Source organism: Pseudomonas gessardii (assembly GCF_001983165.1).
Lineage (GTDB): Bacteria > Pseudomonadota > Gammaproteobacteria > Pseudomonadales > Pseudomonadaceae > Aquipseudomonas > Aquipseudomonas gessardii.
Genome location: NZ_MNPU01000002.1, coordinates 43,422 through 63,633, shown reverse-complemented (window position 1 = coordinate 63,633; position 20,212 = coordinate 43,422). Strand labels below are relative to the sequence as shown.

The 20,212-nt window shown below is 60.3% G+C and carries 16 protein-coding genes; 7 read left to right on the top strand and 9 right to left on the bottom strand.

Annotated elements, in window-relative coordinates:
• The first annotated feature begins 247 nt into the window (after positions 1 to 247).
• From nirB to cobA, 4 genes are read left to right on the top strand one after another with little or no spacing between them, the layout of a single operon-like run.
• Complete coding sequence (gene nirB, locus BLL38_RS02525) at positions 248 to 2,701, top strand: nitrite reductase large subunit NirB (protein WP_076961200.1); 2,454 nt, start codon at positions 248 to 250, stop codon at positions 2,699 to 2,701.
• Positions 2,698 to 3,015 (top strand): nitrite reductase small subunit NirD, encoded by a 318-nt coding sequence (gene nirD / locus BLL38_RS02520; RefSeq protein ID WP_076961199.1) that lies wholly within the window; start codon positions 2,698 to 2,700, stop codon positions 3,013 to 3,015. The genes nirB and nirD overlap by 4 nt, the downstream gene beginning before the upstream one ends.
• The gene (locus BLL38_RS02515) at positions 3,015 to 5,738 is read left to right on the top strand and encodes a nitrate reductase (protein ID WP_076961198.1); all 2,724 of its coding nucleotides are present in this window, start codon (positions 3,015 to 3,017) and stop codon (positions 5,736 to 5,738) included. Before nirD ends, BLL38_RS02515 begins: the two co-directional genes overlap by 1 nt.
• Complete coding sequence (gene cobA, locus BLL38_RS02510) at positions 5,735 to 6,472, top strand: uroporphyrinogen-III C-methyltransferase (protein ID WP_076961197.1); 738 nt, start codon at positions 5,735 to 5,737, stop codon at positions 6,470 to 6,472. Before BLL38_RS02515 ends, cobA begins: the two co-directional genes overlap by 4 nt.
• 60 nt (positions 6,473 to 6,532) lie before the next feature.
• On the opposite strand, the gene BLL38_RS02505 is transcribed toward cobA, so the two are convergent.
• The 8 genes from BLL38_RS02505 to ppsA all read right to left on the bottom strand — a co-directional run bounded on the left by BLL38_RS02505 (position 6,533) and on the right by ppsA (position 14,662).
• Positions 6,533 to 7,513 (bottom strand): OmpA family protein, encoded by a 981-nt coding sequence (locus BLL38_RS02505; RefSeq protein ID WP_076961196.1) that lies wholly within the window; start codon positions 7,511 to 7,513, stop codon positions 6,533 to 6,535.
• Between the two features lie 107 nt (positions 7,514 to 7,620).
• A complete protein-coding gene (sigX, locus tag BLL38_RS02500) occupies positions 7,621 to 8,211 on the bottom strand; it encodes an RNA polymerase sigma factor SigX (RefSeq protein WP_038442311.1) in 591 nt (196 codons plus the stop codon).
• 87 nt (positions 8,212 to 8,298) lie between these two features.
• The gene (locus tag BLL38_RS02495; RefSeq protein ID WP_076961195.1) at positions 8,299 to 9,123 is read right to left on the bottom strand and encodes a mechanosensitive ion channel family protein; all 825 of its coding nucleotides are present in this window, start codon (positions 9,121 to 9,123) and stop codon (positions 8,299 to 8,301) included.
• A gap of 2 nt (positions 9,124 to 9,125) precedes the next feature.
• The gene (locus BLL38_RS02490) at positions 9,126 to 9,371 is read right to left on the bottom strand and encodes a hypothetical protein (protein ID WP_038442312.1); all 246 of its coding nucleotides are present in this window, start codon (positions 9,369 to 9,371) and stop codon (positions 9,126 to 9,128) included.
• An 85-nt stretch (positions 9,372 to 9,456) separates the two neighbouring features.
• A complete protein-coding gene (locus BLL38_RS02485; RefSeq protein ID WP_076961194.1) occupies positions 9,457 to 10,452 on the bottom strand; it encodes a zinc transporter ZntB in 996 nt (331 codons plus the stop codon).
• Positions 10,453 to 10,476: 24 nt separating this feature from the next.
• Entirely contained in the window at positions 10,477 to 10,968 is a 492-nt protein-coding gene (gene rraA / locus BLL38_RS02480) for a ribonuclease E activity regulator RraA (RefSeq protein WP_076961193.1), read from the bottom strand.
• A gap of 229 nt (positions 10,969 to 11,197) precedes the next feature.
• A complete protein-coding gene (locus BLL38_RS02475; protein ID WP_076961192.1) occupies positions 11,198 to 12,187 on the bottom strand; it encodes an alpha/beta fold hydrolase in 990 nt (329 codons plus the stop codon).
• Positions 12,188 to 12,286: 99 nt separating this feature from the next.
• A complete protein-coding gene (gene ppsA, locus BLL38_RS02470) occupies positions 12,287 to 14,662 on the bottom strand; it encodes a phosphoenolpyruvate synthase (RefSeq protein WP_029298284.1) in 2,376 nt (791 codons plus the stop codon).
• Positions 14,663 to 14,840: 178 nt separating this feature from the next.
• Here ppsA and ppsR point away from each other — a divergent pair, with 178 nt between their 5' ends.
• Positions 14,841 to 15,659 (top strand): posphoenolpyruvate synthetase regulatory kinase/phosphorylase PpsR, encoded by an 819-nt coding sequence (gene ppsR / locus BLL38_RS02465; protein WP_076961191.1) that lies wholly within the window; start codon positions 14,841 to 14,843, stop codon positions 15,657 to 15,659.
• A gap of 185 nt (positions 15,660 to 15,844) precedes the next feature.
• On the opposite strand, the gene BLL38_RS02460 is transcribed toward ppsR, so the two are convergent.
• Positions 15,845 to 17,269, bottom strand: a complete 1,425-nt coding sequence (locus BLL38_RS02460; protein ID WP_076961351.1) for an aminotransferase-like domain-containing protein — start codon at positions 17,267 to 17,269, stop codon at positions 15,845 to 15,847.
• A gap of 159 nt (positions 17,270 to 17,428) precedes the next feature.
• Here BLL38_RS02460 and BLL38_RS02455 point away from each other — a divergent pair, with 159 nt between their 5' ends.
• Together BLL38_RS02455 and moeB are read left to right on the top strand one after the other, a co-directional pair.
• Positions 17,429 to 18,322 (top strand): DMT family transporter, encoded by an 894-nt coding sequence (locus BLL38_RS02455; RefSeq protein ID WP_162493915.1) that lies wholly within the window; start codon positions 17,429 to 17,431, stop codon positions 18,320 to 18,322.
• Between the two features lie 26 nt (positions 18,323 to 18,348).
• Positions 18,349 to 20,211, top strand: a complete 1,863-nt coding sequence (gene moeB / locus BLL38_RS02450) for a molybdopterin-synthase adenylyltransferase MoeB (protein ID WP_076961189.1) — start codon at positions 18,349 to 18,351, stop codon at positions 20,209 to 20,211.
• Position 20,212 lies beyond the last annotated feature (1 nt).

Genomic DNA, 20,212 nt, shown 5'->3' with positions numbered 1-20,212 from the left:
GCGCGCCTTCAAATGGTGCGAAAAAGCCTTGCCGCACCGGCCCAAACCCCAATAACCCCGGCTTTTCACGACTTGGCACAAGCGCTGCATTAGCTACCCCAATACCCCCACATACAGCCCACCCTTCAACGACGAAGATGGGGCTTTCCCGAGAGAACGGGACCAGGACAAAGGCGTCCTCGCTAGGTAACTAGCGGGACGCCTTTTTTGTTTGCGCGTGATTGGTCGAACCACTGCGGAGAACGACATGAAAAAACTCAAACTGGTGATGATCGGCAACGGCATGGCCGGGGTTCGCACCCTTGAAGAGCTGCTGAAACTGAGCAGCGAGCTGTACGACATCACGGTCTTTGGCGCCGAGCCCCACACCAACTACAACCGCATCCTGCTCTCGCCGGTGCTGGCCGGCGAGCAGACGTTTGAAGAGATCGTGCTCAACGACCTGGACTGGTACCTGCAACACAACATCAAACTGCTGCTCAACCGCAAAGTGGTGCAGATCGACCGGGTCAAGCGCAAAGTCATCGCCGAAGATGGCAGCGAGGCCGAGTACGATCGCCTGCTGATCGCCACCGGTTCGACCCCATTTATCCTGCCGATCCCCGGCAACACCTTGCAGGGCGTAATTGGCTACCGCGACATTGCCGACACCCAGGCCATGATCGACACCGCCAAGACCCACAAGCACGCCGTGGTCATCGGTGGCGGCCTGCTCGGCCTGGAGGCGGCCAACGGCCTGATGCTGCGCGGCATGCACGTGACCGTGGTGCATATCGGCGAATGGCTGCTGGAACGGCAACTGGACAAGACCAGCGGCCAGTTGCTGCAAACCGAGCTGGAAAGCCGTGGCCTGGTGTTCCGCCTGTGCGAACAGACCCAGGCCCTGCATGACGCCGGCAACGGCCGCGTAGGCTCGGTGCAGTTTAAAAATGGCGAGGTGATCCCGGCCGACCTGGTGGTAATGGCCGCCGGCATCCGCCCCAACACCGAGCTGGCGGAACAGTCCGGCATCCCGTGCAACCGTGGGATTCTGGTCAACGACACCATGCAAACCTACGACCCACGCATCTATGCCATCGGCGAATGCGCCAGCCATCGCGGGATTGCCTATGGCCTGGTGGCACCGCTGTTCGAGCAGGCCAAGGTCTGCGCCAACCATCTGGCGCAGTTGGGCTTCGCCACTTATAAAGGCTCGGTGACCTCGACCAAGCTCAAAGTCACCGGCATCGACCTGTTTTCTGCCGGCGACTTCATGGGCGGCGAAGGCACCGAGACCATCACCTTGTCCGACCCCATCGGTGGCGTCTATAAAAAGCTGGTGATCAAGGACGACATTCTGGTCGGCGCCTGCCTGTACGGCGACACCGCCGATGGCGGTTGGTATTTCCGGCAGATCCGTGAGAACCATGGCATTGGCGAGATCCGCGATCACCTGATGTTCGGCGAAAACGCCCTGGGTGATGTGGGCCACCAGGGCCAGGACAAAGCCATGAGCATGGCCGACAACGCCGAAGTCTGCGGCTGCAACGGGGTGTGCAAGGGCACCATCGTCAAGGCGATCCAGGAACAGGGCCTGTTCAGCGTCGATGAGGTAAAAAAGCACACCAAGGCTGCCAGCTCCTGTGGCTCCTGCGCCGGCTTGGTGGAGCAGATCCTGATCAATACCGTGGGCGGCGCCGCCGACGTCAAGCCCAAAAGTGAAAAAGCCATTTGTGGCTGCAGCGACCTCAACCACGGGCAAATCCGCCAGGCCATCCGCGACCAGCATCTGCTGACCATCGCCGGCACCATGAGCTACCTGAACTGGCGCACGCCCAATGGCTGCGCCACCTGCCGCCCGGCCTTGAACTATTACCTGATCTCCACCTGGCCAGGCGAAGCCCGTGACGACCCGCAGTCGCGCCTGATCAACGAACGGGCCCACGCCAATATCCAGAAAGACGGCACCTACTCGGTGGTCCCACGGATGTGGGGCGGTGTGACCAACCCTTCCGAACTGCGGCGGATTGCCGATGTGGCCGACAAGTACAACGTACCGATGGTCAAGGTCACCGGTGGCCAGCGCATCGACTTGCTGGGCATCAAGAAACAGGACCTGCCCGGGGTGTGGAAAGACCTCGACATGCCATCCGGGCATGCCTACGGCAAATCCATCCGTACCGTGAAGACCTGTGTCGGCAGCGAGTTCTGTCGCTTCGGCACGCAGAACTCCACGCAACTGGGCATTGAGCTGGAGCATGACCTGTTCAATATGTGGTCGCCCCACAAGGTCAAGCTGGCGGTGTCCGGGTGCCCGCGCAACTGCTCGGAAGCCGGGATCAAGGATGTGGGAATAATCGGCGTCGACTCGGGGTGGGAGATGTATATCGGCGGCAACGGAGGGATCAAGACCGAGGTCGCGGAGTTTTTCGTCAAGCTCAAGACCGCCGAGGAAGTACGTGAGTACAACGGCGCTTTCCTACAGCTGTACCGCGAAGAAGCCTTCTACCTGGAACGCACGGTGCACTACCTGCAACGGGTGGGCATGGACCATATCAAGAAGGCCGTGCTGGAAGACCCGGCGCGGCGCCAGGCCCTCAACGAGCGCCTGCAATTTTCCCTGTCGTTTGAACAAGACCCGTGGAAAGAGCGCCTGGAGCAGCCATTGCTGAAAAAGGAATTCGACACCATCGCCGTCAAACAGCTGGAGGTAGTGCTATGAACTGGCTGGATATCTGCGCCCTCGAAGAAATCAATGCCCTGGGTTCGCGCATCGTCAGCGGCCCGAAAGGGCAAATCGCGATTTTTCGTACCAGTGACAATGAAGTCTTCGCCCTCGACGACCGCTGCCCGCACAAGGGCGGGCCGCTGTCCCAGGGGCTGATCTATGGCAAACGCGTGGCCTGCCCGCTGCATAACTGGCAGATCGACCTGGTATCCGGTGAAGCCCAGGCCCCGGATATCGGCTGCGCCCATCACCACCACGCCCGGGTGGAAAACGGCCGGGTGATGCTGGCCCTGCGGGACGCCGGTTGATGAGCCGCCAGGTCACGGCATCGACCTGCTGCTACTGCGGGGTCGGCTGCGGCGTGTTGATCGAGCATGATGACACGCAGATCCTCGGGGTCAGCGGCGATCCGACGCACCCGGCCAACTTCGGCAAACTGTGCAGCAAAGGGGCCAGCCTGCACCTGACCGGCGACCTGACGGCACGGGCGCTGTACCCGCAGTTGCGCCTGGGCAAAGACCTGGCCCGCAGCCGCACCGACTGGGACACCGCCCTGGAACACGCGGCCAATGTATTCGCCGACACCCTCGCCGAACATGGCCCCGACAGCGTGGCGTTCTATATCTCCGGGCAACTGTTGACCGAGGACTACTACAGCTTCAACAAACTCGCGCGGGCCCTGGTGGGTACCAACAATATCGACAGCAATTCCCGGCTGTGCATGTCCTCGGCGGTGGTCGGCTACAAGCGCAGCCTGGGTGCCGATGCGCCGCCGTGCAGCTATGAGGACCTGGAGGTCAGCGATTGCGTGATGATCGTCGGCAGTAACATGGCCTACGCCCACCCGGTACTGTTTCGCCGGCTGGAAGAAGCCAAGGCGCGCCGACCCGCCATGAAAGTGCTGGTCATCGACCCCCGGCGCACCGACACCTGTGACTTGGCGGATCTGCACCTGGCGATCCTGCCGGGGACTGATGTGGCGTTGTTCCATGGGATTTTGCATCTGTTGCTGTGGGAAGGCAGGATCGACCGCGACTTTATCCAGGCCCACACCAAGGGTTTGGTCGAGTTGAAACGGCTGGTCCACGACTACACGCCGCAGATGGTCACGCAAGTGTGCGGGATCAGCGTTGAGCAACTGCGCCAGTGTGCAGAGTGGCTCGGGACTTCGCCGAGCTTTCTGTCGTTGTGGTGCATGGGGCTGAACCAGTCCACCGCCGGCAGCGCGAAAAACAGTGCGCTGATCAACCTGCACCTGGCCACCGGCACCATTGGCCGCCCGGGTTGCGGGCCCTTTTCCCTGACCGGCCAACCCAACGCCATGGGTGGCCGGGAAACCGGTAGCCTGTCAAACCTGCTGCCGGGCCATCGCGAGGCCAGCAACGCCGAGCACCGCGCCCAAGTAGCCACCTACTGGGGGGTTGAACAACTGCCATCCAGCGTCGGTTTGACCGCTATCGAACTGTTCGAGCAGATAAACGCCGGCAAGATCAAGGCACTGTGGATCGCCTGCACCAACCCGGCGCAATCACTGCCAGACCAGAACAACGTGCGCCAGGCCCTGGCCGCGTGCCCGTTCGTGGTGTTGCAGGAAGCCTTCCGCACCACAGAAACCGCCGCCTTTGCCGATCTGTTGTTGCCGGCGGCCAGTTGGGGCGAAAAAGACGGCACGGTGACCAACTCCGAACGGCGTATTTCCCACGTGCGCCAGGCCATTGCCCCACCGGGTGAAGCGCGGCCGGACTGGGCGATTACCGTGGATTTCGCCCAACGCCTGGAGCGACGCTTGCGACCTGGCCTGCCCAGCCTGTTTGCCTTTGAGCAACCTGCGCAGGTTTTTGACGAGTTCAAGATGCTGACTCGTGGTCGGGACCTGGACCTGTCGGGCATCAGCCACGCCCTGCTCGACCGAATCGGCCCGCAGCAATGGCCGTTTCCCACAGAGGCGCAGGCTGGCACGCCACGGCTGTACATCGACGGCCGCTTCCCGACCGCCAGTGGCCGTGCGCAGTTTGTCGCCGAGCCATATCGCGCCGCCAAGGAGCAACGTGATGCGCGCTTTCCCCTGACCCTGATCACCGGCCGCCTGCGTGACCAATGGCACGGCATGAGCCGTACCGGCACGGCGGCGCAGCTCTTCGGCCATGCCAGCGAAGCCTTGCTCAGCCTGCACCCGGACGAGTTGCGCCGGCACCGTCTCAAGGAGGGCGATCTGGTCAACCTCAAGAGCCGTCGCGGCCAGGTGATTGTGGCGGTGACCCGCGATGACAGCGTACGACCCGGCCAGGCATTCCTGCCCATGCATTGGGGCGATCGCTTTCTCAAGGGTGGCGTCAACACACTGACCCAGCCGGCGTTCGACCCCTTGTCGAAACAACCGGAGCTCAAGCACAGCGGTGTGCGCCTGGAAGCCGTGCAATTGCCCTGGCACTTGTTCGCGCTGATCGAGGGCGATGTGCAACAACACTTTGAAGCGTTGCGCCCCCTGTGCGAGGGTTTTGCCTATGTCAGCCTGAGCCTGGCGGGGCGCGAGCGGCCTGCCCTGCTGGTGCGGGCGGCACATAGCGAAGCGCCGGATCTGCAACTGCTCCAGAACATCGACCAATTGCTGGGGCTCAATGACGGCCCGGTCATGGCCTATGACGACCCACGGCGCTCCATCGGTAAACGGGTAAAGATCGAAAAAGGCCGGATTACCGCAATCCGCCTAGCCGGCGAAACCCTCGCCCGCCACTGGCTGCAAAGCCTGTGGCTGGAGGGCCGGGCCGACGAGCAATTACGCCGTTGGCTGCTGGCACCGCTAAGCGCGCCGCCCGGTGGTGGAGCGACCCGTAACAGAATTCTCTGCAACTGCAAAAACGTCAGTGAAAGCGCGATAGGCGCCGGCATTGACCGTGGCTTGGACCTGGACGGGCTGAAACAAGCATTGGGCTGCGGCACGCAATGTGGTTCCTGCGTACCCGAAATCAAACGGCTATTGGCGAGCACTTCACAACCAATCGCCATCAGTGTGCGAGGGCAATACCGATGAACGCAAAAGTCTGGCTGGTGGGCGCAGGCCCAGGTGACCCGGAGTTGTTGACCCTCAAGGCGGTACGCGCCCTGCACGAGGCCGATGTGGTGCTGATTGATGATTTGGTCAACCCGGCGGTACTTGAGCATTGCCCCGGGACACGGGTGATTACCGTCGGCAAGCGCGGGGGGTGCCGTTCCACGCCTCAGGATTTCATTCATCGCTTGATGCTGCGTTATGCACGCCAGGGTAAATGCGTGGCGCGCCTGAAGGGCGGCGATCCATGCATTTTTGGGCGAGGTGGCGAAGAGGCCAGCTGGCTGCGGGCTCGTGGGGTGAGCGTGGAATTGGTCAATGGCATCACGGCTGGCCTGGCGGGTGCAACCCACTGCGACATACCGCTGACGTTGCGTGGAGTCAGTCGTGGCGTAACGCTTGTCACCGCCCATACCCAGGACGACAGTAGCCTGAATTGGCGGGCACTGGCCGAGGGTGGCACGACACTGGTGGTCTACATGGGTGTGGCGAAGCTTTCAGAGATTGCCCAGCAGTTACTGGAAGGTGGGATGGCCGCAGATATGCCAGTGGCCATGATCGAGAACGCCTCGCTGCCCCAGCAGCGCGAATGCCGCAGCTCCCTGACGCGCATGCAGGAGGACGCCAAGGCGTTTGCCCTGAAGAGCCCTGCCATCCTGGTGATCGGCGCGGTAGCGGCCACGGCCGTGGAGGCAGCCTTGCTGGCCAGCGCCTGAGGCAAATGGCAGGCGAAAAAAAGCCCGGCCTAAGCCGGGCTTTTTTCTAGCACTCAGTAATTACTGAGCTTGAGCTTCAACCGACGCTTCTACACGACGGTTAACAGCACGACCAGCTTCAGTTGCGTTGTCAGCAACTGGGCGGGATTCGCCGTAACCAACCGAAGTGATACGGCTAGGAGCTACGCCATCTTTAACCAGGACTTGCTTAACAGCGTCAGCACGACGCTGGGACAGCTTCTGGTTGTAGGCGTCTGGACCGACGGAGTCAGTGTGACCAGCAACTTCTACGTTGGTAGCTGGGTACTGAGCCATGAAGTCGGCCAGGTTTTTCACGTCGCCGTAGCTGTTAGGCTTAACAGTGGCCTTGTCGAAGTCGAACTTCACGTCCAGCTCAACACGAACAACCTGAGCAACCGGAGCTTCTGGCTCTGGAACTGGCTCTGGAGCTGGTGCTGGGGTAGGAGCTGGAGCTGCTGCGCCAGCGTTACCGCCGAAGTTTACGCCCAGGCCGACCAGTGCGGAGTAATCCCACTTGCCGTTGTCCAGACCGTAGTCAGCTTCAACACCGGCACGAGCGTACAGGTTGTTGGTGAAGTAGTACTTAACACCGGTGCCGATGATGGCTTGAGTGGTCTGATCGCGACCGCTGTGACCGTCAGCCAGTACGTTGGTACGGCTCTGGTGACCGAAACCGCCTTCTACGTATGGACGCAGGCTGTCAACGCCAGCCTGACCGAAGTGGTACTGAGCAGTCAGGCTGCCGGTATCACCTTTGATCTTCTGGTTGCCAGTACCGTCGTTCGAACGGGTGTGGTTGGTCTTGTCGTAGGACAGGTTCAAGGACAGGTCGTCGGTCAGGAAGTAACCGATGCGAGCGCCAGGATTGAAGCCGTCTTCGATGTGCTTGACGCTATCGTTGTACTGCTTCTTGTAGAACAGCTCGCCTTCAACTGCGCCTTGGCCTTGTGCCAGAACGCCGAAAGAAGTAGCGGCAATAAGAGAACCAATGGCCAAGCCCAAGGTGTTTTTCAGTTTCATCCGTTAAATCCCCATCTGGTGATTGTAAAGCAGTCCCACATACCGGGGGACAACTCGGCGACAAGTCTAACAGAACTTGCCTACACGTAAGAGATATTTGCACCGAACTAAGTTTCAGTACTGTCCGCAAATTTCTCACGTAATTTATCAAGAGCACGCTTGTAACGCATTTTTGTAGCACTCAAACCCATATGCATAATGTCAGCAATTTCCTGAAATTCCAGTTCTGCGACAAATCGTAGCACCAAAATTTCCCGGTCAATTGGATTCACATGCACCAACCAGCGATCAAGCCCGCCCTTCTCCTCGGGTGCCGGCGTCTTTTCTTCAGACGCCTCCTCAAGGGGGTCGAGGCTCAAGGCGTCCATCAAGCGACGCTTTCGCCGTTCCTTACGATACTGCGTGATGCACTCGTTGTACGTGATGCTGTACAGCCAGGTTTTGAACTTCGATTTGCCCTCGAAGTTCTTCAGGCCATACAACACCTTGAGCATCACTTCCTGACAGACATCATCCGCATCACGATCGTTCCCTAAATACCTTGAACAAACGTTGAACAGAGTGCGTTGATACCTGCGCATCAATTCTTCGTACGCGCGTGTTACGTGAAACAGCTCCGTGTGCGAGCGCGCGACCAACTCCTCATCAGAGAGCTCACGGGGGTCATAGCGCGTGGACAGCGTTTGGGCTTTATTCAAAACAAGTCGTGCCGACAGTCAGGTCAATGTCCGCCACTGCCTGGGTACCCAGGTTTGCGGCGGCGTACATTAGCAGGATTTACCGGGTTAGCGGCTATTGACCTGCTGTTCCAGCAGAACCCGATTGGACAGCGACACTAGTTCGCCATCATCGGTCAGCACCGTAGTTTTCACCGTGCCGATCTCTTCAATCTGCCCTTCGACCTCGCCAACACGCACGTATTGCCCAACCTGATACAACTCACGCACATAGATTCCCGCAAGAATCTGCCCCGCAATTCCCCGACTTCCCAGCCCCATCGCCAACGCAACGGCCAGACCAACGGTAATCAAAACGATCACAATCACATGGTTGAGCAGGTCAGTCTTGACCTCCAACTGGCTGATCGCCACCGAAATACTGATGATGATCACCAGCCCCTGGGCGATTCGCCCCAGGCCGCTGGCATAATCCAGGCCCACCCCTTCGGCAGCGCCGCGCACCAGCCCATTGGCCAGTTGCGCCAGCAAAACCCCCACCAGCAACACCAGCGCGCCGCCGAATACTTTCGGCAAATACAGCGCCAGCATGTCGAGCGTAGCTGAAACTCGCTCAAGTCCAAGGGATTGAGCCGCAGAAACCAGGAAAATCAGCAAAACAAACCAATAGACGATCTTGCCGATCAGGGTCGAGATCGGTACTTGCAGCCCGACGCGCCCCAGCAGCTTGGTCAATCCGGTGCCCGCCATCAAGCGATCGAGGCCCAGCTTGGCGAGCAATTTGGAGAGCAGGGTGTCGAGCAGCTTGGCCACGACAAAACCCAGCAACACCAGCACCAGCGCACCAAACAGGTTGGGAATGAAATTCGCCACCTTGGTCCACAACGCCGTCATTGCAGTGACCAGACTCTGCGTCCAGAGATCAAGTTCCATATTCAATCAGCCTTATCAGCAGTGCGAGCAATAGGTTTACGACGAGAAACAGGTGATACATGGGCCGAACCATTGTTCAGCGCCATCATCAGTGCCGGCACCCAGCGGCCGAGCAGACCAAACAGGTCGCCCGCGCCTACCTGGCGGTTGGCAGTTTTCAGTACGCGGCCCAGGCAGGCATCGTCGTCCCGGTTGGACGGCGAAGCATTAAGCATGTCACGCAGAGACTGTTCAAACGGATCGTGCATAGGGACCTCTCGCAAGTGATTTAAAAGACGAGGGCAAAATTCGTCGGGTCACATGACCTCTCCCACCATTCAGGTCACGTTCAGGTCAAACCCAGCGTAAACGTCGGAATAACCACCACTGCCCAAGGGCCACCGAGATCATCAACAGGCAGGCCACCGCGAAGCCATAGGGGCTCTCGGAGAACGGAATGCCACCCACGTTGATCCCCAGCAACCCTGTCAGAAAACTCATTGGCAAAAAGATCCCGGTGATGATCCCGAAGCGGTACATGGTGCGGTTCATGCGCACGCTTAAACGCCGATCCTCGGCCTCCAGCACCAGCCCCACGCGCTCCCGGCTCAGTTCCAGCTCTTCCAGGTAACGGGTCAGGCTGTTATTCAATTCATTCCAGTAGTCGGCATCGTCATCGACGAACCATGGCAGTTTTATGCGTGTCAGTTGCGCGAAGATATCGCGCTGCGGTGCCAGGAAACGCTTGAGCGCGGCGGCACGCCGACGGATCTGCAGGACACTGCCATGTTCCGGGGTATACCGTTCGTCGGCATCCAGTTTTTCTTCTTCGATATCGACGATTTCAGACAGGTCGCTGACCAGATCCTGCACTTTATGGGTCAGGTACTGCGCCATGTACAGGATCAGCTCGGAAGCGCTCCTGGGGCCTTTTCCATCCGCCAACTGCACCAGCAACTCGTCGGTGGCGCGCAAGGGCCGCAGGCGCAGGGAGATCACCCGGTCAGCCGAGGCAAAGATACGCACCGACACCATGTCTTCCGGCTCAGCCCCAGGGTTGAGGTTGATCCCGCGCAAAAACAGCAACAACTCGTCGTCCGGCAACGGCAATAGCCGTGGGCGGGTGTTCTCCTCCAGCAGCAGATCACAGGCAAACTCGCTCAGGCCACTGGCTTGGCGCAACCAGGTCTGGGTCTGGGGGTGACTGCGATCCCAGTGCAGCCACAGGCTTTCCTGGGGCTGCAGTTGCAGGTCGTCAAGCTCAGTCCGGGCAATCGAACGCGCACCGCCTTTACCGTCCAGCACCAGGGCATGCACCAGCCCCCACTGCGCGTTTTCTTCCTCGAACATCCTCACCCCTGTCGGCTACTGCAATTATTCAGGCATTTTCAGCGGACTGGGCGAAACAATCACGCCATTGTTATCGGCGTAGACATATTCACCGGGACGGAATGTCACGCCGGCAAAGGTCACGGCCCCACCTAGGTCGCCCACGCCCTGGCGATGACTCTTCTTCGGGTGGCTGGCCAGGGCCTGCACGCCCAGGTCGGTCTGGGCGAGAACATCGACATCGCGCACACAACCGTAGATCACCAAGCCTTCCCAGCCATTTTTCGCGGCTCTTTCGGCGATCATGTCGCCCAGCAAGGCGCAGCGCAGCGAACCACCACCGTCAACCACCAGCACTTTGCCAGTGCCCTCCAGCTCGGCCTGTTCCTTGACCCGGGAGTTGTCTTCAAAACACTTGACGGTCACGATCTGGCCACCGAAGGAGTCCCGGCCACCAAAGTTGGCGAACATCGGCTCCAGCACCTGTACCAGGTCTGGGTAGGCGTCACACAGGTCGGGGGTAACGTAATGGTTCATCGAAAAACTCCTGTCGGTGAAAGAAGGTGTCGAACATCCACAGCTACATCAGGAAAACGCATCGCAAGGGGCATTCTTTAAGACCTGCCGCCTCACGGGCCGCCATGATCAGACCCACCCGGCTGTAACGCAATAGCCACTGCGCGACTGAATATGACCAAAACATCCCGGAGCGTCATATCTTAGCCGCAAGCCATCTCGAGTGAAACGCCCTTGTTAGAGCCCTTGCTCAGACGCTCGCGAGCTCTTGCGCCTGCGCCCCCGCCAAAGGTGTCAGCGGATCTTTCAGCCAACGTTGCACCAGTGGCCACACTTCGGCCTGCGCCGCTTTACTGACCAGCATCTCCACATGCCCGAAATCACCGCTGAACCCCTGCTTGCGCCCCAGGCACAGGTATTGACGGTGCGCGCTGCCCACTTGGTCAAACAGCTTGCGGCAGGCCCAGTCCGGGTCTTGATGATCACCAGCGGCACTCACGGCCAAAAGCGGCACATCGACCTCGGCCAGGCCTTTCCACCAGTCGCGCTCGGCATCGCCAAAACGCCCGAACAAACCGTGCCAGCGCATGCTTTCCAGGGCCAGGCCGATGGGCTCGTCTTCCGGGCCACGCTTGAGCCGCGAACCGGAGAGCTGGGCAAAGCGCTTGAGGATCAAGCGCCCGCCCCACTCCACCGGCGGAATTTTCAACGGCCAGTAAGTGCGACTGACCTGGCAGCCAAACAACGCCACCGACGCCACTGCCGGCGCGCCCAGATACTGGCCACCCAAGGCTGCCGCCAGGGTCGTGCCGCCCAGCGAGTGGCCGATCCAGTGCGGGATCTGCGCGCTTTGCTCACGCACAAAGGCGGCAATGGCGGGCAAGTCGTAACGAGCATAGTCGGCGACACGATTTTTGGCATAGTCCTGGTTGCGTCGGGAAAGCCCATGGCCGCGCATCTCCGGGATCCATACATCAAAGCCCTGGCGCGCCAGGTACGCCCCCAGGCCAATGCCCTTGGGCGAATACCAGAAGCGCCGATTGGAAAAGCTGCCATGCACCAGCACCACCGGTATGCCACGGCTTTGCGCGACATCGGCCAGGCCCAGGCGCGTCACCGCCAGTTCTACGGTGCCGTCGGGGCTGTTGCCAGGCTTGAGGCGATAGACATCTTCACTCAGGTCGCCACGACGTTCAGCACTGATCAAGGCGACGGGAAACAGGTTGCTGCTGCTTTGCATAATCTTCTTGCACAAAAAAGGGCGGCGTCCGGTAGGAGTTCCGCCCTGTACAGAATGAGAAATGCCGGCCCGCCACACTGGCTGGCCGGCAGATGGCAATTACGCCGAGGCTTGGCCTTCAGCCAGGAAGAACCAGGTTTCCAGCACGGAGTCGGGGTTCAGCGAGACGCTTTCGATACCCTGTTCCATCAGCCATTTGGCCAGGTCCGGGTGATCGGAAGGGCCCTGGCCGCAGATACCGATGTACTTGCCGGCCTTGTTACAGGCCTGGATGGCGTTGGCCAGCAGCTTCTTGACCGCCGGATTTCGCTCGTCAAACAGGTGCGCGATGATCCCGGAGTCGCGGTCCAGGCCCAGGGTCAACTGGGTCAGGTCGTTGGAGCCGATGGAGAAACCGTCGAAGAACTCCAGGAACTCTTCGGCGAGGATGGCGTTGGACGGCAGCTCGCACATCATGATCACGCGCAGGCCGTTTTCGCCACGGGTCAGGCCGTTCTCGGCCAGCAGGTCCACGACCTGGCTCGCTTCGCCCAGGGTGCGCACAAACGGCACCATGATCTCGACGTTGGTCAGGCCCATCTCGTTGCGCACACGCTTGAGGGCACGGCATTCGAGCTCGAAGCAGTCACGGAACGCTTCGCTGATATAACGCGAGGCGCCACGGAAGCCCAGCATCGGGTTCTCTTCTTCCGGCTCGTAGAGCTTGCCGCCGATCAGGTTCGCGTATTCGTTGGACTTGAAGTCCGACAGGCGCACGATGACTTTCTTCGGCCAGAAGGCCGCCGCCAGGGTGCTGATGCCTTCCACCAGCTTCTCGACGTAGAAGCCCACCGGGTCGTTATAGCCGGCGATGCGCTTGTCGACGCTGTCCTTGATCTCTACCGGCAGGCCGTCGTAGTTCAACAGGGCCTTGGGGTGCACGCCGATCATGCGGTTGATGATAAATTCCAGGCGGGCCAGGCCTACGCCGGCGTTCGGCAATTGCGCGAAGTCGAAGGCACGGTCGGGGTTGCCGACGTTCATCATGATCTTGAACGGCAGGTCCGGCATGGCATCGATGGAGTTCTGCTTGATATCGAAGCCCAGCTCACCTTCAAAAATGAAGCCGGTATCGCCTTCGGCGCAGGACACGGTCACGCCCTGGCCATCCTTGAGCAGTTGGGTGGCGTTGCCGCAACCGACCACTGCCGGGATCCCCAGCTCACGGGCGATGATCGCCGCGTGACAGGTACGCCCGCCACGGTTGGTGACGATGGCGCTGGCGCGCTTCATCACCGGTTCCCAATCCGGGTCGGTCATGTCGGAGACCAGCACGTCACCCGGCTGGACCTTGTCCATCTCGGACACGTCCTTGATGATCCGCACCTTGCCGGCGCCGATGCGCTGGCCGATGGCACGGCCTTCGACCAGTACGGTACCGGTTTCTTTCAGCAGGTAGCGCTCCATGACATTGGCCGAGGTGCGGCTCTTCACGGTTTCCGGGCGGGCCTGGACGATGTACAGCTTGCCATCGTCGCCGTCCTTGGCCCATTCGATGTCCATCGGGCACTTGTAGTGCTTCTCGATGATCATCGCCTGTTTGGCCAATTCGCTGACTTCGGCGTCGCTGAGGCAGAAGCGCGCGCGCTCGGCCTTGTCGACATCAACGGTTTTCACCGAGCGACCGGCCTTGGCCTCGTCGCCGTAGATCATCTTGATGGCCTTGCTGCCCAGGTTGCGGCGCAGGATCGCCGGGCGACCGGCTTCAAGGGTGTGCTTGTGCACGTAGAACTCGTCCGGGTTGACCGCGCCTTGTACGACGGTTTCACCCAGGCCGTAGGCGCCGGTGATAAACACCACGTCACGAAAGCCCGATTCAGTGTCCAGGGTGAACATCACGCCGGCAGTACCGGTTTCCGAACGCACCATGCGCTGCACGCCGGCAGACAAAGCTACCAACTTGTGATCGAAACCCTGGTGTACACGGTAGGAAATGGCGCGGTCGTTGAACAGCGAGGCAAAGACTTCCTTGGCCGCGCGGATGACGTTTTCCACGCCACGGATGTTCAGGAAGGTTTCCTGCTGGCCGGCGAAAGAGGCGTCGGGCAAGTCTTCGGCGGTGGCCGAGGAACGCACGGCGACGGCCATGTCCGGGTTGCCGGCCGACAGGGTGGCGAAGGCGGTGCGGATTTCGGCGTTGAGCTTCTCGGGGAACTCGGCTTCCATGATCCACTGACGGATCTGCGCGCCGGTCTTGGCCAGGGCGTTGACATCATCCACGTCCAGGGCGTCCAGGGCAGCGTGGATCTGGTCGTTGAGGCCGCTCAGTTCGAGGAAGTCGCGGTATGCCTGGGCCGTGGTGGCGAAACCACCGGGCACCGAGACACCAGCGCCCGCAAGATTACTGATCATCTCGCCGAGGGATGCGTTCTTGCCCCCCACATGCTCTACATCATGGACGCCGAGCTTATCGAGGGAAACTACGTACTCTACCAAGGTGATCTCTCCACTAACTGTGTTGGAAAAGCTCAGGGCGCCGGCGGCTCAATAGGAGCATTTACCGGCGTTTGTGGCCTGGACCTGGAAAATAAGTGAGAATGCGGCCCACTGTGGGACGGCAAAATCGCGCCTATCATATCCAAGATTCGTCATCAGCTTAAGGCCCAAGGCTCAAATGAAACGATCTGCTTTCTTTATCTCCGATGGCACCGGCATTACCGCCGAAACCCTGGGTCAGAGCCTGCTGGCACAGTTTGAAAGCATTACCTTCGCCAAATTCACCCGGCCTTATATCGATAACGTGGATAAAGCGCGGGCCATGGTACAACAAATCAATCTGGCCGCCGAAAAAGACGGTGTGCGCCCGATCATTTTCGACACCATCGTCAATCAGGACATCCGTGAGATCCTCGCGACCTCCAATGGTTTCATGATCGACATCTTCTCGACCTTCCTCGCGCCCCTGGAACAAGAGCTGAGTGAACATTCCTCATACTCCGTGGGCAAGTCCCATTCCATTGGCCATAACTCCAACTACATGGAGCGGATCGAGGCGGTCAACTTCGCCCTGGACAACGACGACGGCGCCCGCACCCACTACTACGACAAGGCCGACCTGATCCTGGTCGGTGTGTCGCGCTGCGGCAAGACCCCGACCTGCCTGTATATGGCCATGCAATTCGGCATCCGTGCGGCCAACTACCCGCTGACCGAGGACGACATGGAGCGCCTGCAACTGCCAGCGGTGCTGCGTACCCATCAGCACAAGCTGTTCGGCCTGACCATCGACCCGGACCGGCTGACGGCGATCCGTAACGAACGCAAGCCCAACAGCCGCTATTCGAGCTATGCCCAGTGCGAGTTCGAGGTGCGGGAAGTGGAAAACCTGTTCCGCCGGGAAAATATTGCGCACATCAACTCCACCCATTTTTCGGTGGAAGAGATTTCGGCGAAGATCCTCGTGGAAAAGGGGGTTGAGCGGCGTTTCAAATAACCTGTGGGAGCGGGCTTGCTCGCGAAAGCAGTGGGTCAGTCAAACATCAATGTTTGCTGGGCCGACGTCTTCGCGGCGATGCGGCGATCCGACAAGCCCGCTCCCACAGGGGATGTTCACTGCCTTGAGCATTGCGTTCGCTTGACTGAACGGCATTGGGGTTTGCCGCAACAAGCCTGCTCAGTTTATAGATGAAACCGGCCCCCTCCCTGCCCCAGCGCCGTGGCCAGCGCATCAAACCCCGCCCTCAGCAACTGATCATCCCCCGACGTATTGCAGATACTCGCCCGGATAAACTGCGGCACCGCCGTCTGCCCCACGGCAAAGGCTTCTGCGGTGGCGATCAGGTAATTGTTCTGCTTGAGTTCCGCCTCGATTTCCGACGCCCGCCAAGGCTCCGGGACTTCAATCCAGAAGTGCGGGCTGTTGGGGTGCGTACGGTATTCCAGGCCGCTCAGCAGGTCTTCGACCAACGCCTTGCGGCGGCTGATTTCGCTGATCTGCTGATGCAACAGATACTCTGCCGTACCGTTTTCAATCCATTGCGTGGCCAACTCCAGGGTCACCGGCGTGGCCATCCAGCAGGTTGAGCGCAAAGCCGCAGAAATACGGCTGACCAGCGCCGGTGGCGCATGCACATACCCCACCCGCAGGCCTGCCGACACCGCCTTGCTCAGGCTACTGATCAGAATCGTACGCTCCGGGGCAAAATGACTCAGGGGCGGCGGACGGTCTTCCACCAGGACACCATGGGCCTCGTCTTCCAAAATCAGCAGGTTGTGCTCACGACAGACCCTGACCAGCGCCTCGCGACGGGCAACCGACAAGACCGCCGTCGTCGGGTTCTGGATGGTTGGCGTGCAATACAGGGCCGAGACCCGGTGATTGCGGCAGACTTCCTCCAGGGCCGCCGGCAACACGCCCTCCTCATCCATTTCCAGGCCGATCAGGCGGATGCCAAGCATCCGTGCGGCAGTAATCAGCCCAGGGTAGGTCAACTGCTCGGTCACCACCGTATCGCCAGCGCGCACCAACGCCATCAAGGCGCACAGCAACCCATGCTGGCCGCCATTGACACAGATGACCTGCTCGGGAATCGGATGAAAGTCGCGCTGCACCAACCATTGCGCGCCCGCCGAGCGGTAGCGGGGCAAACCGGCGTCCGGGGTGTAGGCACTGATGTCCTGCAGGAACTTGGCATTGGTGGCCAGGGTTTCAAAGCCCTGGGCCAGGAACGCGGTCTCCTGCCCCGGGATATGCATATTGCGACTCATATCGAAGTACTGGCGCGGCTCCTCGCTGAAATTGCGAAAGCCTTCATCGCGCTGGCGCTCCATCCCACGCTTGCGTACGAACGTGCCGTCACCCACCCGCGCCACCACCAGGCCCAGGCGTTCCAGTTCACCGTAGGCGCGGCTGATGGTGCCGATGGTCACCCCCAAGTTATCGGAAAGCACCCGGTGAGGCGGCAGTTTGCGCCCCGGTTCGATCAAGCCTTCGAGGATGCCCCGCTCCATGACGTCGGACAGGCGTTTGTACTTCACGCCCTGCCCATTGGACAGGCCCTCTCGCATAATTGACACCATGTCAATATTTGTTTTGACAGCCATCATTCGCCCTAATAGTGTGCTTTACGGGTTCAATCACCGGGTGAAACCTCTAATTACAAGTTCAATATAGAGTTCAATTCCGGCTCAGGGAAGCAATAAACGATGCCAATGTCCGCCGTTCTCGAAAATGCCGAAAAAAACAAATCACACAAGCAATGGCTGGCAGGTCTGATCACCAGCGTGATGTTCCTGATTGTCTGCCTGAGCTGGGGCACTACCTGGCTGGGGATCAAGATCGCGGTGGAAAGCGTGCCGCCATTGACCTCGGCGGGCTTGCGCTTTTTGATCGCCTTTCCGCTGTTCCTGTGTTTTGCCCTGGTGCGTCGCGAACCTATCCTGTTCCCCCGGGAAAGCCGCTGGTTCTTCGTCTTCGTGACCCTCTCCTACTTCAGCATCCCTTACTACCTGCTCAACTACGGCGAGATGCACGTCTCGTCCGGCCTCACCGCCCTGCTGTTCAGCTGCATGCCGGTGTTTATCCTGATCTTCTCGGCGCTGTTCCTGCGCGAACGCATCTACTTCTCCCAAGTGGTGGGGATCGGCATCGGCTTCGCCAGCCTGTACATGATCATCAAGAGCCAGGGCCTGCACCTTGACCATGCCGAGTTCTTTGGCGTCCTGGCCATTCTGAGCGCCGCGATCATGCATGCCTTGTGCTATGTCATCACCAAGCAAAAAGGCAGCGCCATCAGCGTGATCACCTACAACACCCTGCCCATCGGGATTGCCGGGCTGATGCTGTTCGTCGCCGGGCTGTGGTTTGAATCGCCGACCTTCGAGGCCATCACCCTGCGCTCCTGGAGCGCCCTGTTCTACCTGGGGCTGGTGGCCTCGGTCGGTGGTTTTATCGTGTACTTCATGCTGCTCAAGCGCCTGAGCCCGATCATCCTGTCGTTCGTCTTCATTATTTTCCCGGTATTCGCCGTGATCATCGGCGCCTGGTACGAAGGCCTGGAACTGTCCCGGGACCTGATGCTGTACTCGGCGATCCTGCTGGCCGGCTTTGCCATCACCAAGTTGCCCATCGAAAAGCTACTGGCCAAGCCCAATTGACCTTTCCCCCACCACGCGAGAGAAACATGGACGTCCTCCGCCAAACCGCCCTGGAACAGATCTACGCCCACGCCAGCCGCACCTACCCCGAAGAGTGCTGCGGCTTTGTGTTCGCCGATGGCAGCGTGTACCTGGGCAGCAATATCCAGAACGAGTTGCACCGCAAGAACCCCGAGGCCTACCCACGCAGCGCGGCCAACGGCTACACCTTCTCGGTGACCGACACGCTGCTGATGAACAAGGCCTTTCGCACGGACAACCCGGTGGTGGTGATCTACCACTCCCACCCGGATGTCGGTGCCTATTTCAGCGACGAGGATCAGGACAAGGCCCTCTACATGGGGGAACCGATCTACCCCGTCAGCTACCTGGTGGTGGATGTCCGCCAGGGCAAGGCCCTTGGGTCGAAGCTGTTTGCCTGGGATGGCACGCACTTCGCCCTCAACCCCTTCAACGACCTGCAAACGGAGTTGTACATGAACGCTGTCTCTTTCCCCGACATCCTGGCCCGCGTGGCCAAGTTGCCAGAATCGACCCTCGAGGGTGCCGGATCGACATTGCGCGAAGTCATTGAAGACACCTGCACCCGCTACCCACAACTGCGGGCGCACCTGTTCCACGACAACAACGGCCAGCTCAAGGAACACTTCCTGTTCACGGCCGGGGAAGCGCTGATCGGCCCCGACGAGCCGCTGCCCGAAAAAGCAAAAATCGAAGTGCTGCTCGCCACCTCCGGCGGCATGGACATCGAGCCCCTGAGCAATGAGGAAGTACAGCGCTATGTGCGCCATATCACCCTGCCCGGCGTGGGCCGCGAAGGGCAACTGAACCTGAAGAAAGCCAGGGTGCTGATCATTGGCACCGGCGGCCTGGGTTCGCCCATCAGCCTGTACCTGGCCGCTGCCGGCATCGGCACCCTGGGGCTGGTGGACTTCGATGTGGTGGAAAGCAGCAACCTGCAACGCCAGGTCGTGCATGGCAACAGCACCCTGGGCCTGCCCAAGGTCGAATCCGCCAAGCGCCGGCTGCAGGACCTCAACGCGCATATCCAGATCAACACCTACGACACCGCGCTGAATGCCGACAACGCCCTGGAGCTGGTCGGCGCCTACGATCTGGTGATCGACGGCACCGACAACTTCGAGACCCGCTACCTCGTCAATGATGCCTGCGTGCAGTTGGGCAAGCCGCTGGTGTACGGCGCGATCTACCGCTTCGACGGCCAGATCAGCGTGTTCAATTATCAGGGCGGGCCCTGCTATCGCTGCCTGTACCCCCACGCGCCACCGGCGGAACTGGCACCCAATTGCAGTGCCGGCGGGGTGATCGGCGTACTGCCCGGCGTGATCGGGATGATCCAGGCCACCGAGGCGATCAAGCTGCTGATCGGCCTGGGCGAATCCTTGTCCGGCCGGTTGATGCGCTTTGATGCCCTGGCCATGAAGTTCAGTGAAATCCGCTTCAAGCGTCGCGCCGACTGCCCGTGCTGCTCCGAGCTGCGTGAAGAACACCCGCCGGCGGCTACCGTGTGTGCCGATGCCATCCGCAGCGCCCCCAGCCTGGCCGCAGAGCACTACATCAAGCCCCAAGTGCTCAAGCAGTTGCTGGAACAGCGCAGCAGCGCCGATATCCTGCTGGATGTGCGCGACGCCAGCGAGCTGGAGGTATGCCAACTGCCCGGCGTGGTCCATATCCCCCTGGCCCAGCTCGACGAACAACTCGACACCCTCAGCCGCGACCACACCCATTACCTGATCTGCTACGCCGGCATCCGCGCCGAGCAAGCCGCCAGTACCCTGCTGGCCGCAGGCTTTGCCAACACCCGGGTGCTTGAAGGCGGCATGAAACACTGGGTACGCGACGTCGAGCCCGACATGCCTTTGTACTGAT